This window comes from Aliiruegeria lutimaris (assembly GCF_900099935.1).
GTDB classification, from domain to species: domain Bacteria; phylum Pseudomonadota; class Alphaproteobacteria; order Rhodobacterales; family Rhodobacteraceae; genus Tropicimonas; species Tropicimonas lutimaris.
Genome location: NZ_FNEK01000045.1, coordinates 1 through 16,457, shown reverse-complemented (window position 1 = coordinate 16,457; position 16,457 = coordinate 1). Strand labels below are relative to the sequence as shown.

Here is a 16,457-nt window from a genome sequence, read left to right as displayed (position 1 = left end):
TCTTCATTCCTCCTTATGCCGGCGAAATCTTGCAGAGAGTCGCCTTGGTCTCCTGCATCTGGGTGACCGAGTCGTAGCCATAGGTCTGGGCAGTATTGGTACTCTCGCCCAGCACGTATGGATCCGCGCCCGTGGGGTATTTGTCCCGCTGGTCGATGCCCTGGAAATGGCCGCCGAAATGGAAGGGCATGAAGGCAACGCCCTCGCCCACCCGTTGCGTGACCATCGCCATGACCTTGACCTTGCCACCCTCTGGACCTTCGACCCAGACCTGCGCACCATCGCGCACGCCGAGATTGTTGGCGTCCCTCGGGTTGATCTCGACGAACATGTCCTGCTGGAGTTCCGCGAGCCACGGGTTGGACCGGGTTTCGTCGCCCCCACCTTCATATTCGACCAGGCGGCCGGAGGTGAGGATGATCGGGAAATCCTTGGAGAAGTCGTTCTTCTGGATCGAGGCATACATGGTCGGCAGGCGATAGAACTTCCGGTCCTCGTAGGTCGGATAATCCGCCACCAGGTCCCGCCGGTTCGTATAGAGCGGCTCGCGGTGCAGTGGCACCGGATCCGGGAAGGTCCACACGACAGCCCGCGCCTTGGCATTGCCGAAGGGCGCGCATTCATGCGCGATCGCGACCCGCTGGATGCCACCCGACAGGTCGGTCTTCCAGTTGACCTTGCCGATGGCTTCGCCGGAGGTGGACCAGATCGCCTCGATCGCATCGGGCGTCTCGCCATCCTCGTAGTCCGCATCGGCCAGGTTCAGCGCCTCCACGCCTTCGAAACTGCCTTCTGCCACGGCCTGGATCACCGCCCACTCGGCTTTTGTCAGGTCCTGGTCCCAGCCGAGATCATGGAGCATCGCCATGGTGAACTCGGGATAGCCGTCCTGGATCTCGGAACCCGCCGAATAGACACCTTCTGCCAGAAGGTTGTCGCCATCGCGCTCCACGCCGAAGCGGGCACGGAACGTGAGGCCGCCCTCGGAGACAGGTTTGGACATGTCATAGAGGTTCGGTGTACCGGGATGGCCCATCTCGGCCGTTCCCCAGCAAGGCCAGGGCATACCGTAGTAGTCGCCGTCGGCCGGGCCGCCAATGGCCTGCAGCGTCGTCCGGTCGAACGTGTGCTGGTTGGCCATGTGCAGCTTGATCCGCTCCGGGCTCTGCCCGGTATAGCCCACCGTCCACATGCCGCTGTTGAACTCGCGGGTCACGCTTTCGATATTCGGCGTCTCGGCGTCTTCCATCTCGATATTGCGGAAGAACCGGTCTGCGAAACCGAACTTATTGGCGAACTTGGCGATGATAACGTGGTCGGGGAGGCTCTCGAAGAGCGGGTCCATGACCTGATCGCGCCACTGGATCGAGCGGTTGGAGGCCGTCACCGAGCCGCGCGTCTCGAACTGGGTCGAGGCCGGCAGCAGGTAGACGCCATCGGTGCGGTCATGCAGCACGGCGGAAACGGTCGGGAACGGGTCCACCACGACGAGCATGTCGAGCTTCTCCATCGCCGTCTTCATCTCCGGCATCCGGGTCTGCGAGTTGGGGGCGTGACCCCAGAGCACCATGGCACGCACCGCGTTGGGCTGATCGGTGTTCTCGGGATCTTCCAGGACGCCGTCGATCCAGCGGGACACCGGGATGCCCGTCAGGTTCATCAGGTTCTTGTCCTTGCCGTCGGAGCCCTTGACGGTCTCGAACTGACCCTTCAGCCAATCGAGATCCTCACCCCAAACCCGAGCCCAGTGTGCCCAGGCACCGCCCGCAAGGCCGTAATAGCCGGGCAGCGTGTGCGACAGCACGCCGAGATCGGTCGCGCCCTGCACGTTGTCATGGCCGCGGAAGATGTTGGTGCCGCCGCCGGAGGTGCCCATGTTGCCCAGCGCGAGCTGCAGGATGCAGTAGGCGCGGGTGTTGTTGTTGCCGTTGGTGTGCTGCGTGCCCCCCATGCACCAGATCACGGTGCCAGGGCGGTTATTGGCAAGCTGGCGGGCAACCCGCTTGAGCTGCGAGCCCGGCGTGCCGGTAACGCGCTCAACCTCTTCGGGGTTCCACTTGGCGACCTCTTCCTTGATCTGGTCCATGCCCCAGACACGGGTGCGGATGAACTCCTTGTCCTCCCAGCCATTCTCGAAAATGTGCCAGAGGATGCCCCAGACCAGCGCGACGTCGGTACCCGGACGGAACCGCACGTACTCGTCGGCATGCGCAGCCGTGCGCGTGAAGCGCGGGTCGCAGACGATGAGCGGAGCGTTGTTGTTCTCCTTCGCCCGCAGCACGTGCAGAAGCGACACCGGGTGCGCCTCGGCCGGGTTGCCGCCGATGATGAAGATCGCCTTGGAATTGTGGATGTCGTTGTAGGAGTTGGTCATGGCGCCGTAGCCCCATGTATTCGCAACACCCGCAACGGTGGTGGAGTGGCAGATACGGGCCTGGTGATCCACGTTGTTCGTACCCCAATAGGCGGCGAACTTGCGGAACAGGTAGGCCTGTTCGTTGTTGTGCTTGGCCGAGCCGAGCCAGTAGACGCTGTCAGGTCCGCTCTCTTCACGGATCTTCATCATCCCGTCGCCGATCTCGTTGATCGCCTGCTCCCAGGAGATGCGCTTCCACTCGCCACCCTCTTTCTTCATCGGGTACTTGAGCCGGCGCTCGCCATGGGCGTGCTCGCGAACCGCGGCACCCTTGGCACAATGCGAGCCGAGGTTGAACGGGCTGTCCCAGCCGGGCTCCTGCCCGATCCAGACGCCGTTTCGCACTTCGGCAATAACCGTGCAGCCCACCGAACAATGGGTACAGACGGATTTCACGGATTGGACGGCGCCATCCACGGACGACTGGGCATCCGCCCGCGTTACCGTTCCTCCAGTGGCGCCCAACGCGGCGAGGCCACCAATGGCCAGACCGGAGCCGCGCAGAAATGTGCGGCGATCGACGGTCTTCTCAGCCGCCGAAGTGAGGATACTTGTCCGCTGGGGGCGTCTCGCAACCCCGTTGGTCTTTTTCCTGAGCATTTCTTTCCCTCCCTTGCTCTCCCGAAACAGGAATCGCTTGGTACGAATTTCTTTCCTTGGGCAGTCGGACGTCACGCAACCAGTCGCCGTCGGGATTATCTTTCACTGTCCGATCTGAATCCTAGAACCGGGCGGTGTCGTAATAGGCGCGGGTATGCGCGGTGTCCTGCATACGCGTCTCGCCGGTAACCTCGTCGGCCACAGCTTCCTGCGGGGCGACGGTGGCAGCGGCGGCAGCAGCGGGAACGGACAGGGCGGCGGCTTTCAGAAAGTCGCGGCGGTTCGTTTCCTTGGCTTGCTCGGGCACGGTGTTTGCTCCTTGGTTGGGGGCCAGTTGCCCGGCCGGTTGCGGTTTCACTCGCCGCTCATGCGGAAAGCCTGGCTCTCGATCTCCATGAAAGCGCGGCCGACGGAGCCGACCGGCGCGTAGAGAATCGAATTCTGCGCGCCCTCGAGGTCACCAAAGAAGTGACTGGCCCAGGGCGCGATGTGACGGAAATAGAACTCCTTTTGCCGCTCCAACGTAGCTGGCGGGCCGAAGCGGCCCATGATCATGCCGGCCATCATCTCCATGAGGCTGGCGATATTGTCTTCCGGCTCGAAGACATTCGGCGCCCGTGCGATCTGAAGCGCGGCCATGTCGTCTCGCAGCTTGGACAGCGGCTTCTCGTTCAGGAACCCGGTCATGTAATAAGAGCCATAGGGCAGCAATTCGCCCCGCCCCAAACCGATGAACAGCGCGTTGAATTCCGACTCCACAGCCTTGGGCGTCACCGCCTGCGCAACGCGGGACAGGCTTCCGATCGCCCGGCCGAGATCGGTCTCATCGCCGCCGAGCGCGGCGGCCTTCTCCAGTAGCGCCGCATCGGGCGGAGCCGCCAGAAGGGCACTCAGGAAGTCGTAGAGATCCGCGCGCAGGCGGTCCTCTGGCGAAATGGAGATATCTTGGGCAGCGGACATTCGGTTTTCGGTCTCTTCGTCAGGTAAATTCAAAGCGCATGCGGCGGCGGGGCAGCGGGGCGTCATCGGTGGAAGCGAGGTCGGCTTCCTCCGGTTCTTCCGTTGCATTCGTGGTGTCGGACGGGTCGGTTTCGGACAGGGTGGTCGTTGGCTCGGCCGCCGGGATGTCGGCAAAAGCGACAGCATCTTCCAGTGGCGCATCTTCGAGGGGCTCCGAATCGGCGACGCCCTCGGCGTCTTCTTCTTGCGCAACGAGCGCCTCGACATGTTTCAACATGCCCTTGCCGACTTGGTAGGAGGTCTGGAGGTTGGCGACGACCATGGCGGCGTCCGTGAAATCCTCGCCGTAATCGACCATGCCATCGAGATTGGCCAGCGCCGGGTTGGACAGCCAGAGCCGCCGCAGCGCCCGGCGGCGCAGCCGTTCCGGCACCGCAGCTTTCATGAAAGCGGCAAAATCGTCTCCGGCCTCCAGCGTATCGGGATCCTTCAGGCCAAGCTCATCGAGGATCTCCTCGTCCGGTCGCTCCGCGAGCGCGGCATGTGCCTGCTCGTCCTGCTCGACCTGCAATGCGACCTGTTCTGCCTCGGTCTCCGCCGCGACCGCTGCCTTTCGGCGGCTCCAGAAATCCCCGCTGGTCAATGGAGCCTCCCCGCCTTGCGGCCTGCGGGCGAGCGATAGACATCGGTCAGCTGCGGAATACGCGCATCGCCGACACCGTCGACCTTGCGATCGGTCCGCTCCCGGTCGCGACGGCGCTTCACGAAGGCTTCCTCCGTGTGGTGTTCCTCGACGAAATCGCGGATCAGCGCGACCAGTCCCTCGGGCATCGGCACCAGCTCGACCAGCTCTTCGCCACTGTCGAGGTAGTCCTGCGTTTCATAGGGCGACGCCGTGGCCAGCAGCACCTGCGGCCTGTCCGGGTCGTTCGACATGATCACGCCAATGGAGGGCACGCGGGCAGACAGGGCGGAAAGGTAGGCTTCGGTGTCCGTCCGCCACAGCTCCAGGGTCACGGTCGCGGCATGATATTCCACCGCTTCGCCCTCTTCGCGCAGCACTTTCCACGCCGCCGGACCCGCCCCGGGCAGAAGGTCAACCGCCTTCCACACGTGACGCACCCAACGCGTTTTACCCGGCACCCTTCGGATCACGATCCCAAGGGGCAAGCAGACAGACGGCTGCTGCATTGAATTTTTGTCCTCCCTGAAGCCGCCCCTGTTTTGCGCGAGTTGACGACTTTACCGGTCAGAATTGTTCGAAATACGCTCCAAGCCAAGGTTTTTTTGCGCTTTGGGTGCAAAATGGGACTTCAATCAATCATTTGATGGAAAACACATAAACACATTCAAAACCTATTAAATCAATCAAGATTGCTTTTTCAGGTTTCCGTGAGTTTTGCCGGCTTATCGCTTTACCGGGCGATATTTTCACGTTTACCTCTTGGCTTTACGCGAGCGGTTCGAGGCCCGCATTTGCCGGCCAAGGAGGAGACATGCCCGAGAAAGTGATCCTGTGCAGCTGCCTTGGCAGCCAGGCGCCCGACGCAGATGCGCTGGCCACGGTTGGGGAAACCAGCTGTTCCCGCCTGCATTCCCATTTATGCGGAGCGGAGCTGGCGCTTGCCGAGAAGGCGATCATGCGCGGCGATGCGATCATCGCCTGCGCACAGGAACAGGAACGCTTCGAGGAGATCGCGTCCGATCTGGGCGTCGACGCGCCCGGCTTCGTGGATCTGCGCGACCGGGCCGGCTGGTCGGACGAGGCCGACAAGGCAGGCCCGAAAATGGCCGCGCTGCTGGCCGACGCGATGAGCCCGGCACCTGCCGTCCGAACGATGGACATTGCCTCCGAGGGCACGTGCCTCGTGCTCGGCGCTCCCGAGATTGCCTTTCACGCCGCCGAGCAGCTCTCCGGCGCGCTGGCGATCACCGTCCTGCTGGCGCAGCCGGCCGAGCTCCCGACAACCCGCCGCTTCGACGTGGTCTGCGGCCAGTTACGGGGTGCAGAGGGTGCTCTTGGCCATTTCGTGCTCGAGATCGACGCCCTGCAGCAATTGGAACCCGGCGGGCGTGGCGCCTTCGCCTTCGGCCCCGCGCGCGACGGCGCACGCACCGCCTGCGACGTGATCCTGGATTTGCGCCCGGCAAGCCAACCGCCGCTCTTTCCCGCGCCCGACAAGCGCGAGGGCTACCTGCGGGCGGACCCGAAAAGCGCACCCGCCGTCGAAGCCGCGCTCCTGGACGCTTCCCAACTGGTCGGCACGTTTGAAAAGCCGCTCTACCTGAGCCTGGACCCGCTGCTCTGTGCCCATTCCCGTGCCGAGCAGGAAGGGTGCCGCAACTGTCTCGACCTCTGCCCGACCGGTGCGATCCGCCCCGATGGCGAACATGTCGATATCGACCCGCTGGTCTGTGCCGGTTGCTGCTCCTGCGCCGCGCGCTGCCCATCGGGGGCGATTTCCTTCGAAGATCCGCCCATCGCGGCCCTGATGTCTCGAATCGCGCGGCTCGCCGAGAGCTTTTCGAAGGCCGGGGGCGCTATTCCCCGCCTGCTGGTGCATGACCGTGACTTTGGCAGCGAGATGATCTCGCTTTCCGCCCGCTACGGGCGCGGATTGCCGGCGGATGTGATCCCGATGGATCTGGAACGGGTCTCGGGCTTCGGCCATGCCGAGATGCTCGCCGCCCTTGCCTGCGGCTTCGGCGCGGTGGACGTGCTGCTCGCCCCGGGCACGGAACGCGAGGCGCTGCAGCAGGAACACGCGCTCGCCCAGGCGCTTGGCGGGCCGTCGCCCGCGATGCGCCTGCTGGAACCGGCAGAGCCGGAAGCGCTGGAAGCGATGCTTTACGGCGCTGAAACGGTGCAACCGCCCGCCCCCATCCTGCCGCTCGGCTCGCGCCGGCAAGTGGCCCGACTCGCCGCCAAGGCGCTCAACCCGGACGCAACCGAACCGCTGCCGCTGCCCGCTTCCAGCCCCTATGGCACGGTCGAGGTGAATGACGACACCTGTACGCTCTGCCTCTCCTGCGCCTCGCTTTGCCCTTCGGGCGCGCTTGGCGACAATCCGGACCGCCCGCAACTGCGCTTTCAGGAAGATGCCTGCCTTCAATGCGGACTCTGCGTCACGATCTGCCCGGAAGATGCTATCGCCCTGCAACCGCGCATGGATCTCAGCGACGCCGCGCTCGGCCAGCAGGTGTTGCGCGAAGAAGAGCCCTTTGAGTGCATCGAATGCGGCGCGCCCTTCGGCGTGCGTTCGACCATCGAACGGATCATCGAGAAACTCGAAGGCAAGAACCCGATGTTCGCCACCCCGGAGGCGACCCGCATGATCCGCATGTGCGACGACTGCCGCGTCCGCGCCCAGTACCATTCGCAGGACAACCCGTTTGCCGGCGCGGACCGCCCGCGCGTGCGGACAACGGATGACTACCTGAGCAAGCGCCGCGATCACTGATGCTGGATCGGTGCGCCCAGATTGGCCGGCGAGAGGCTGGCGGCATAGGCAGTAATGTCGGCCAGTTCGTCCAACGTCAGTTCCACTGGTGCGAGCGTCGGCTGCAGGCCCGCCGGGAAGGGAGGCGTGATCTCTTCTACCTGGGTGAAGGAGGGATGCGGCTTGAGCGCATAGAAGGCCGTGAAACGGTCGTGCCAGTTCTCCAGCGTCCGGAGCACGGCAAAGGACGGTGTGGACCCAACCCCGTTCATGGCATTCTGCGGCCCGATCACGTGGCAGCGCCCGCAATGCCTGAGCGACAATTCCGCGCCGCGCGCAAGATCGCCAGAGATTTCCTCCGCCTCGGCGCCGACCTGAATGACGGCGGCGGCCGAGAAGACCGGCGGCCCGGCAAACCCTTCGATCGCACGCGTTCCGGCATCGCTGCCAAGCCAGTCGAGGAACTTCCGCAGATGCGGATTGTCACCGGCCTCCGGCGAGAGGGCGACGAACCACAGACTTTCCTCCTGCGCGAATACCGGCACATCCCCCTCGGGAGCGAATGTTGCCTGCGCAGGCTCTCCCGGCGCCACGAGCGTTATGGGGATGCTGTTCTTCAACGAAAAGCGCGGCAACAGGTGCTTCAGGAACCCGGTTTCAACCAACTCGGACGGGGCCGCCATGAACAGGCGCCGCTCCTCTGCCTGCACCGCCAGGGCGCTGCCAAACGCAATGGCAACGACAATTGCCAAACGGCCAAGTCGCACGTCTCCTCCCTTTCCTGCTCGCAGTTTGCGCGCCTCAAGGGTAGGGTGCGCGCCGACATTCCGTCAACCACATGCCCTGCAGACCACACAAGACACAGAAAAGACGAGGTAATTTAAAGATGACCATTTCCCGCGAGGCGGTTCTGGAAGTATTGCGGAAGTTCTCGCTCCCCGGCGGGGCGGACATCGTGTCGGCCGGAGCCGTGCGGGCACTGAATGTCGAGCAGGGATATATTCGCTTCGTCCTGGAGGTCGCTCCCGAAAGCGCGAAGGCGATGGAAGTGGTCAGGGCCGAGGCCGAGGCCGCGCTGAAAGCGCTGGACGGCGTCGGGCAGGTCTCGGCGGTGATGACGGCCCACTCCGCCTCCGCGCCACCAGACCTGAAACCGCAGCGCCCCGCGGAGCCCAAAGGGCCGCAGAAGATCCCCGGCATCGAGCGCATCATCGCCGTCGCCTCCGGCAAGGGCGGCGTCGGCAAATCCACGGTCGCCGCAAACCTCGCCGTGGCGCTCGCCGCCGAGGGGCGCCGCGTGGGCCTGCTGGACGCCGATGTCTACGGCCCCTCGCAACCGCGCATGCTGGGCGTCTCCGGCCGCCCCTCCTCGCCCGATGGCAAGACGATCCTGCCGATGCGCAACCATGGCGTGACCATGATGTCGCTCGGGCTGATGACACAGGAGGACGAGGCAGTTGTCTGGCGCGGCCCGATGCTGATGGGTGCGCTGCAACAGATGCTGACGCAGGTGCAATGGGGCGCGCTCGACGTGCTGATCGTGGATCTTCCGCCCGGCACCGGCGACGTACAGATGACGCTCGCACAAAAGGCCCATGTGACCGGCGCCGTGATCGTCTCCACCCCGCAGGACATCGCCTTGCTCGACGCCCGCAAGGGGATCGACATGTTCAACAAACTGAACGTGAAAATCGTTGGCATGATCGAAAACATGTCCACCCATATCTGCTCGCAATGCGGCCACGAGGAACATGTCTTCGGCCATGGCGGCGTGCGGGCGGAGGCCGAGAAGCTCGGCGTGCCGCTGCTGGCCGAGATCCCGCTATCAATGGATATTCGCATGGCTGCCGATGGCGGCGCTCCCATAGTCGCCTCCAACCCGACCGCGCCGCAATCCATGGCCTTCCGAGCAGTCGCGCGCAGCCTGATCGACGGAGGCAACGCGTGACGCCCGACCTTCCCGTCTTTCCGCCGCTCTTTCACGGCCACCCGGTCAGTGGCGCGACCGACCCGTTCGCCAAGGCCTGTGCTCAGGCGCTGCTGGGCTGCGACTCCGGTCTCGTGGCCTACAATATCGGCGCCGACACGCTCAAGGCGGCCATCGTTCTGGCCCCCGAAATGCCCCTGGAACAGGCCATGTCCGCCTTCATCGCCTGCGGTGTCGGCTTCCAGAACGCGCTTGGCGCGCTCGCCCCGCCGGAGGTCGCCGTGCACCTGGCGTGGGATGGTGGCATTCGCGTCAATGGCGCGGGATGCGGGCGCCTACGCGCGGCGGCTTCCACCGCGGCCCCCGCCGCGCACCCCGATTGGCTCGTGGTCGGCCTCGAAATCCTGCTGCTGCCTACCGGCGATCCATCGCATGAGACAACCAGCCTCATCGACGAAGGCTGCGCCGAGGTCGAACCGCTACGCCTCTTGGAGGCTTGGGTCCGCCACACGCTTGTCTGGCTCAACACGCTGGAAGAGGACGGCAATCGCCCGCTGCATGCTCAATGGCAGGGCATCGCGGACGGCATCGGCGAAGACGTGACGCGCGGGGCGCTTTCCGGCAGATTTCTCGGGACGGACGAAGATTTCGGCATGCTGCTCCGAACGGACGATTCAACCCATGTCCTGCCGCTCAGCACGATCCTGGAAGGGGAGAACAGGACATGAAACTGGCACGCGCCATCCATCTCGACGAAAGCGACATGCAGGTCTTCGCAAACCCGGCCCGCACCGGCGAATGGTGCCTGAGCGGCGGTTTCGAGTTTTCCAACTGGACCGAGGCCGACCTCACCGGCAAGCCGCGCCAGGCCTTCGCCAATGGCTGGCTCGGCTGCGAAACTTTCGGCCGAGTGACCTTCGTCGCCGTAGCCCGGATCGAACCGGACGAACTCGCAACGCTCGAACGCACTCTCGCCCGGCATTTCGTCGATCTCTACGGCGCCCCTTCCCTCGACGCCGCCCTGCCCGTCGCGAAGGAAGAGCTCGCCCAGATGATCGATCTCTGCGAGGAGCACGCCCCAAACACCCTGCTCACCGTCGCCCGCAGCCTCACCGAGGCCGGTATCCGCGAGCAATTCCGGTCGATCAAAAGTGAAGAGGCCAGCCTCGATCAATTCGCCGTGCATATCACGCCGGACGAATAGGCCACGCCTTCCTATTTCGAAATACATCCTCGGGGGGCGCCTCCCGGCCTCGCCGGGAGGCTTGGGGGGCAGACAGCCCCCCGCACCGGCCTCAGTTCTGGCCCGCGTTAAAGGTAAAGAGCTGCTCCCCTTCCAGCCGATAACCGTCAATCAGCGCCTTTGCCCGGTCCGAGACCAGCCAGGCTTCCAGCTTCCCGGCCAGATCCGCCTTCACATGGGGGTGCTTCTCCGGGTTCACCGGCAGATAGGCATATTGGTTGAACAGCACCGGATCACCGGCAAAGAGCAGCTCCAGATCGCCCTTGTTGCCGAATTTCAGCCAGCTCGCCCGGTCAGACATCACGTAGGCATTCAACCCGCTCGCCGTGTTCAGCGTCGCGCCCATGCCTGATCCGGCTTGCTTGTACCATTCGACCTGGCGCACGTCCTCGCCCACACCGGCCCCGTCCCAAAGCGACAGCTCCATCTTGTGCGTCCCGCTATCGTCACCACGGCTGACAAAGGGAATTTTCTGCTCCGAGATCGCCACCAGTGCCGCGGTCGCGCTCCCGGCATCGGCAATCCCCGCCGGATCGTCCGCCGGACCGATCAGGACGAAATCGTTATACATGATCTCGGTGCGGTGCGTGCCGTAGCCCTCTGCCAGGAACCTCTCTTCAGCCGGGCGCGAATGCACCAGGATCGCATCGACATCGCCCGCCTCGCCCAGCCGGATCGCCTGGCCGGTGCCGACAACGAGCAATTGCACCTCAAGATCCAGATCTGCCTTGATCTCGGGCAACAGGATCTCCGACAGGCCGGAATTGTGAAAGGAAGTCGTGACCGCCATCTTCATAACGTCGGCTCCGGCTGCCCCGGCGGCAAAGGCCATCAACATGGCACTCAAGAACAGCTTTTTCATTCCACGATATCTCCCTGCAGAAATGCCCGTGCTTCGGGCGTTTGTGGATGCTCAAAAAAACGTGCAGCCGGGCCGTCCTCATGGATCCGACCGCGATGAACGAACAGGACATCGCTGGCCAGCCGCCGCGCCTGCCCCATGTCATGTGTGGACATCACGATCCGTGTTCCCTCCGAATGCGCGCTCTGGAGCACCGCCTCGATTTCGCGCATGGCCCGTCCATCAAGACTGGCGCAGGGCTCGTCCAGGAACAGGATCTCCGGCTTGCGGATCAAGGCGCGCGCCAGTGCAAGCTTCTGCCGCTCTCCACCTGACAGAACGGGCGCCGGGCGCTCGGCCGCCTCGGCCAAACCGATCAGCTCAAGCCAGCGCGCCGCCTCGGCCCGCGCCTGTTTCCGCGAACTGCCATGCAATTGCATCGGATAGGCGACGTTCTCCAACACGTTGCGGCGCATCATGACCGGGATCTGGAACACGAACGCCTGCCGCTCACGTGCCCGTTTCTCCGCCACCTGCCATTCGACCGCCCCGGAGGCGAGTCGCTCCATGCCATGCATCATGCGCAGGAGCGTCGTCTTGCCGGCACCGTTCGGGCCAATCACGATCGTGAAACCGTCCGCCGGCAATTCGTAGTCAACCGGCCCGACAATGACCCGCCCGTTCTTGCGTACACGCGCATCTCGGAGCCGGAGCGGCAGGATGGTCTGCGTCACCATTGGCCGCTCACCTCCGTGCGCGACAGGATATGGATCAGCCAGTTGACGGCAATTGCCAGCCCGATAAGCACGAAGCCGAGCCCGAGGGCGAGAGCGAAATCGCCCTTGCCGGTCTCCAGTGCAATGGCCGTCGTCAAAACCCGCGTCGCGTTGTCGATATTGCCGCCGACGATCATGATCGCCCCCACCTCGCCAATGCCACGCCCGAACCCGGCCAGCGACGCCGTCAGCAGCGCGCGCCGCCCGTCCCAGACCAGCGCCTTGATCCGCTGCCACCGGGTTGTGTTGAGCGAAATCAGCAGGTCGTGGTACTCCGCCCACATCTCACGCATCGCCTGATGGGCAATCGACGCAATGAGCGGGGTCAGTATGATCACCTGAGCAATGATCATCGCCGCCGGCGTGAACAGCAGGCCGAACACCCCAAAGGGCCCGGAGCGCGACAACATCAGGTAGACAACCAACCCCACTACGACCGGCGGAAGCCCCATCAACGCGTTCAGAACCGCAATCGCCGCACGCCTGTGGCGAAACCGTTTCACCGCCAGCCAGGCGCCAAAGGGGATCCCGAGCAGCGAGGAAATCAGCACAGCGCTCAGGGTCACTTCCAGTGAACGTATCGAGATTTCAATCAGATCGGGATCGAGCGTTACGACCAAGCGGCCGGCTTCAAGAAGCCCTTGCAATATATCGTTCATGGAAAAATGTCGTGCTCGCCCTCACCCCTTAGTGCGACCCTATCGGCAGAACCCGACAGGATGCCAGAGAAAATCCAGGCCAATGGCGCAGCAGCTGGAGAGCGACCGCCCGCGCGATCCGAAACAGATGCTTTGGAGGCGTGACAATCAGAATCCGGCATAGGGCAGGAAACGCACCGGATCGCCGGGTGTCACATGCCGCTCCGCCTCGTCGAAAGCGACGAGACCGGTAGACCAGCTGAGCCCAGAAATCCGCCCGGATCCTTCGCTGGAGAAGGCCTCCACCCGCCCATCCGAGCCGATACGTGCGCGCAGGAACTCCGCGCGGCCCGGTTTCTTGCGTTTCTCGAACGCCGCCGGCACGTCGAAGCCCTGCGGCTGCCTCCATTGCCCCCCGGCCAGAACTTCCAACGCGGGACGCGCAAAGAGCAGCGTACAGACGAAGGCGGCGACCGGGTTTCCCGGCAAGCCGAAAATCGGAACCCCTTTCCAAAGCCCGAGCGCCAGCGGGCGCCCCGGCTTGATGGCAATCCTCCACGACGTAATCTGCCCTTCGTCCCGCAGAAGCGCGGAGACATGGTCTTCGTCCCCGGTGGAGACACCGCCGGATGTCAGGACTGCATCCACTTCCGTCGCTGCCCTGTCGAGCCGGCCCCGCAGGTCATCGCGCGCATCCGAGGCACAGCCGAGATCCACGGCTTCAAAGCCCCATTGCGTCAGCTGCGCCAACAGCATCGGTCGGTTCGCGTCGAAAATGGCTCCCGGCCCGAGTGTTTCCGGGGCGGAGTCGCCAGCTGAGACAACCTCGTCGCCATTCGACAGCACGCCGACCCGAAGCCGTTCAAAAACAGTCACGTCCGAAATGCCCGACGCGACGAGAAAGCCAATGTCCTGTGGCTGCAACCGGTGTCCTGCGGGCAAAAGCGGTTGGCCAGCGCGCACGTCTTCGCCGGCAAGCCGGCGGTTCGCACCCTTCTTCAAGGGACCATTGAAGGCAATCCGCTCGCCTTCGCGGGCCACGTCTTCCTGCAACACGACGCTATCCACACCTTCGGGCAGAATGGCTCCGGTCAGAATGCGAATGGCCATTCCCACCGGCACGTTACCGCCATATGGCACGCCAGCCGCCGCGCGGCCTTCAACCAGCGCCATTTCAACCGGACCGTCCGGAACGGGGCCCGCAAACCCAAACCCGTCCACCGCCGAATTATCCGCCGGTGGATTGTTCCGCTGCGCCTGGGCCGGCGCCGCCAGGACCATGCCCGCCGCCTGATCCACGGGGAGTACCCGCTGGCCGACGACAGGGGTCATACGGTCGCGCAACGTGGAGAGCGCGGTCTCCATCGGGATCCAGTCCACTCCCGGCGGAAGCGCGAAGCAATCGTTCCGGAGCTTCGGCGGCGAAATCATGCGAAACCACATTCCTTTCGGATGAACGCTGCGATTTGCACCGTATCGTCCAGATGGAAAATCAGCCGGTCATCTGTCAATTGCGCCCGAACCTCCTCCGGAGAATCCGTCGCCACAGCCTGAATGGTCGGGTCGTCGATCGCGATCAACCGTTGCCGGGTCGCCATCCGGCAGGCTTCGATCTTGGGGTGGCGATCCCGCTTGTAGCCTTCGATCAGAACCAGATCCACGGAACGCATTTTGTCCAGCATCTCTTCCAGCGGCGGCTCGGCATGGTCGCGCAACTCGTCCATGAGCACCCAACGTTTGTGCGTTACCAACATGACCTGCTCCGCGCCGGCAGCACGGTGGCGGTAGCTATCCTTGCCGGGTTGATCCACGTCCAAACGGTGGTGGGCGTGTTTCACCGTCGAAACACGCAGGCCGAACTCCGTCATATCCGTGATCAATCGCTCCATGAGGCCGGTCTTTCCCGAGTTTTTCCAGCCTGTTACGCCGTATACCTTCAAACTTTTTCCTCTTCGAAGCGACGCCGGGCAATATCGAGATCCGCCGGCGTGTTGACGTTGAAAAACGGGTCCCTGCCTTCGGGCGCATCGAAGACGACCTCGGCAGTGACATGGACATCGGTCCACTGAACCACCTTTCGCACACCGTTTTCAAGCGCTTGGCGAAGATCCTCCCGCAGTGCAACGGGCCACAGGCCGAAAGTGGGCTGGCGCAAGAGACCCTTCGACGGATGCGGAGTCGCGGCGAGAACGATCTCTGCCGTCCCCCTTTCGGAACGAAAGCGTTCGACCAGGTCACGCGGGAAGAATGGCGTGTCGGCCGCGACGGAAACCAGATGGCTCGCCCCCAGTTCCACCGCCCAATCCAGCCCAGCCAGCACGCCGGCCAATGGCCCAACATAGCCGGGCATGGAGTCCGGGATCACCGGAAGACCAAATGCCGCGAACCGCTCCGACGGACCGTTCGCGTTGAGGGCGATCGGAGACGCCTGCGGGGCGAGGCGTTCGATCACGATATCCAGCAATTTGCGGTTCCCGATTTCCCGCAATGGCTTGTCGCCGCCGCCCATTCGCCGGGCAAGGCCACCGGCCAGGATCACCGCCGCTATGTTCGCCGCCTCACTCATCCTTCTCGGCGCCCTTGCGTCGATGGGTCCGGTTCTCATCAGCGATATCCGCGGGGTCGGCATCGAAAACAACGCGTTCCTGTCCACTCACGCAGATGAACCGCTTTCCGCGCAGTCTTCCGATCAATGTCATCCCGAACTGGCGCGCCAGTTCCACCCCCCAGGCTGTAAAGCCGGATCGGGAGACAAGAACGGGAATTCCCATATGGGCGGTTTTCAAGACCATTTCCGAGGTCAAGCGCCCGGTGGTGTAGAGGATCTTGTCCGTCGGGTCGGTCGCATTCAGGAACATCCAGCCAGCCACCTTGTCCACGGCATTGTGGCGCCCAACATCTTCAATGTAGGTCAATGGCTTATCCTGGACACACAGAACCGTACCGTGAATCGCCCCGGCTTCGAGATAGAGCGATGGAATGCGGTTGATCTTGTTGGAAAGCGTATAGAGCCAGCTGGTTCGGACCTCGCTTTTCGGCAGGCGAAGCCCTTCCAGCCCGTCCATCATATCGCCAAAGACCGTGCCCACGGCGCATCCGCTGGTACGGGTTTTCTTCTTCAGTTTCTCTTCGAAATCCGTCTCCCGGTCCGTCCGTACCACGACCACGCCGAGATCGTCGTCGTAATCTACGCCCGTGACGCCCACATTCTCCGGAATCATTCCCTGGTTCCTGAGGAAGCCGATCGCCAGCAAGTCCGGATGGTCTCCGATCGTCATCGCCGTCACGATTTCCCGCGCGTTCAGATAGATCGTAAGCGGACGTTCCGTCACGACGCGAAGTTCGGTCGTCTCACCGGACTGGTTCGTTCCCTGGACCGAAGCCGTCAGACGTTCGTCATCCGGAGTCGGGGCGAGGTCGAGTTCGGGCAGGTCCTGCAATCGTGCCAATTCACGTTCTCCTGTGCGCGTTCCGCAAGATGGAACCACAGGAACGATAGGGGCAAGCGAATTGTACTAAAATTTCCGTTTTGGAATACAGAAAGCCCCGCCATTTTTTGGGCGGGGCTTTTTGTATTTTTTGTATAGAGAGTTATTGGGGCTTTTCTAGGTTTGGC

The 16,457-nt window shown here is 63.5% G+C and carries 17 protein-coding genes; 4 read left to right on the top strand and 13 right to left on the bottom strand.

Annotated features, from left to right (window positions below; all coding sequences use genetic code 11):
• Positions 1-13 precede the first annotated feature (13 nt).
• The 5 genes from BLR85_RS18395 to BLR85_RS18375 form a co-directional block, all read right to left on the bottom strand.
• On the bottom strand, positions 14-3,016 hold the full coding sequence (locus tag BLR85_RS18395) for a formate dehydrogenase subunit alpha (protein WP_093160155.1): 3,003 nt from the start codon (positions 3,014-3,016) through the stop codon (positions 14-16).
• Positions 3,017-3,137: 121 nt separating this feature from the next.
• The gene (locus BLR85_RS18390; protein ID WP_093160253.1) at positions 3,138-3,323 is read right to left on the bottom strand and encodes a ubiquinol-cytochrome c reductase iron-sulfur subunit N-terminal domain-containing protein; all 186 of its coding nucleotides are present in this window, start codon (positions 3,321-3,323) and stop codon (positions 3,138-3,140) included.
• A 47-nt stretch (positions 3,324-3,370) separates the two neighbouring features.
• Positions 3,371-3,976: a TorD/DmsD family molecular chaperone gene (locus BLR85_RS18385; RefSeq protein ID WP_093160149.1), complete on the bottom strand. Its 606-nt coding sequence runs from the start codon at positions 3,974-3,976 to the stop codon at positions 3,371-3,373.
• Positions 3,977-3,995: 19 nt separating this feature from the next.
• On the bottom strand, positions 3,996-4,619 hold the full coding sequence (locus tag BLR85_RS18380) for a DUF3306 domain-containing protein (protein WP_093160144.1): 624 nt from the start codon (positions 4,617-4,619) through the stop codon (positions 3,996-3,998).
• Positions 4,616-5,167: a DUF3305 domain-containing protein gene (locus tag BLR85_RS18375; RefSeq protein ID WP_093160140.1), complete on the bottom strand. Its 552-nt coding sequence runs from the start codon at positions 5,165-5,167 to the stop codon at positions 4,616-4,618. Before BLR85_RS18375 ends, BLR85_RS18380 begins: the two co-directional genes overlap by 4 nt.
• A gap of 305 nt (positions 5,168-5,472) precedes the next feature.
• Here BLR85_RS18375 and BLR85_RS18370 point away from each other — a divergent pair, with 305 nt between their 5' ends.
• Positions 5,473-7,437, top strand: coding sequence for a 4Fe-4S binding protein (locus tag BLR85_RS18370; protein WP_093160136.1), 1,965 nt, complete (start codon positions 5,473-5,475; stop codon positions 7,435-7,437).
• On the opposite strand, the gene BLR85_RS18365 is transcribed toward BLR85_RS18370, so the two are convergent.
• Complete coding sequence (locus BLR85_RS18365; protein ID WP_139188447.1) at positions 7,431-8,183, bottom strand: c-type cytochrome; 753 nt, start codon at positions 8,181-8,183, stop codon at positions 7,431-7,433. The two genes, BLR85_RS18370 and BLR85_RS18365, sit on opposite strands and share 7 nt — an antisense overlap.
• Before the next feature lie 119 nt (positions 8,184-8,302).
• Between BLR85_RS18365 and BLR85_RS18360 the strand changes: the two genes are divergently transcribed.
• The 3 genes from BLR85_RS18360 to BLR85_RS18350 are packed head-to-tail and all read left to right on the top strand — an operon-like array spanning position 8,303 to position 10,547.
• A complete protein-coding gene (locus BLR85_RS18360) occupies positions 8,303-9,364 on the top strand; it encodes an Mrp/NBP35 family ATP-binding protein (RefSeq protein WP_093160127.1) in 1,062 nt (353 codons plus the stop codon).
• Positions 9,361-10,071: a biotin/lipoate--protein ligase family protein gene (locus BLR85_RS18355; protein ID WP_093160123.1), complete on the top strand. Its 711-nt coding sequence runs from the start codon at positions 9,361-9,363 to the stop codon at positions 10,069-10,071. The genes BLR85_RS18360 and BLR85_RS18355 overlap by 4 nt, the downstream gene beginning before the upstream one ends.
• Positions 10,068-10,547 (top strand): DUF6505 family protein, encoded by a 480-nt coding sequence (locus BLR85_RS18350; protein ID WP_093160119.1) that lies wholly within the window; start codon positions 10,068-10,070, stop codon positions 10,545-10,547. The genes BLR85_RS18355 and BLR85_RS18350 overlap by 4 nt, the downstream gene beginning before the upstream one ends.
• Positions 10,548-10,638: 91 nt before the next feature.
• Here the strand turns inward: BLR85_RS18350 and BLR85_RS18345 are convergent, their stop codons facing one another.
• From BLR85_RS18345 to BLR85_RS18315, 7 genes are all read right to left on the bottom strand, one after another.
• Positions 10,639-11,448 carry an ABC transporter substrate-binding protein gene (locus BLR85_RS18345; RefSeq protein ID WP_093160115.1) on the bottom strand — a complete coding sequence of 270 codons (810 nt, stop codon included), beginning with the start codon at positions 11,446-11,448 and terminating at the stop codon, positions 10,639-10,641.
• Positions 11,445-12,164, bottom strand: a complete 720-nt coding sequence (locus tag BLR85_RS18340; protein WP_093160110.1) for an ATP-binding cassette domain-containing protein — start codon at positions 12,162-12,164, stop codon at positions 11,445-11,447. The genes BLR85_RS18345 and BLR85_RS18340 overlap by 4 nt, the downstream gene beginning before the upstream one ends.
• Positions 12,158-12,862, bottom strand: coding sequence for an ABC transporter permease (locus tag BLR85_RS18335; protein WP_093160105.1), 705 nt, complete (start codon positions 12,860-12,862; stop codon positions 12,158-12,160). Before BLR85_RS18335 ends, BLR85_RS18340 begins: the two co-directional genes overlap by 7 nt.
• Before the next feature lie 147 nt (positions 12,863-13,009).
• Entirely contained in the window at positions 13,010-14,272 is a 1,263-nt protein-coding gene (locus BLR85_RS18330; RefSeq protein WP_170844628.1) for a molybdenum cofactor synthesis domain-containing protein, read from the bottom strand.
• Positions 14,269-14,781 (bottom strand): molybdopterin-guanine dinucleotide biosynthesis protein B, encoded by a 513-nt coding sequence (mobB, locus tag BLR85_RS18325; protein WP_093160099.1) that lies wholly within the window; start codon positions 14,779-14,781, stop codon positions 14,269-14,271. The genes BLR85_RS18330 and mobB overlap by 4 nt, the downstream gene beginning before the upstream one ends.
• Positions 14,778-15,407, bottom strand: a complete 630-nt coding sequence (mobA, locus tag BLR85_RS18320) for a molybdenum cofactor guanylyltransferase MobA (protein ID WP_093160095.1) — start codon at positions 15,405-15,407, stop codon at positions 14,778-14,780. The genes mobB and mobA overlap by 4 nt, the downstream gene beginning before the upstream one ends.
• Complete coding sequence (locus tag BLR85_RS18315) at positions 15,400-16,290, bottom strand: formate dehydrogenase accessory sulfurtransferase FdhD (RefSeq protein WP_244520779.1); 891 nt, start codon at positions 16,288-16,290, stop codon at positions 15,400-15,402. The genes mobA and BLR85_RS18315 overlap by 8 nt, the downstream gene beginning before the upstream one ends.
• Between the last annotated feature and the right edge of the window lie 167 nt (positions 16,291-16,457).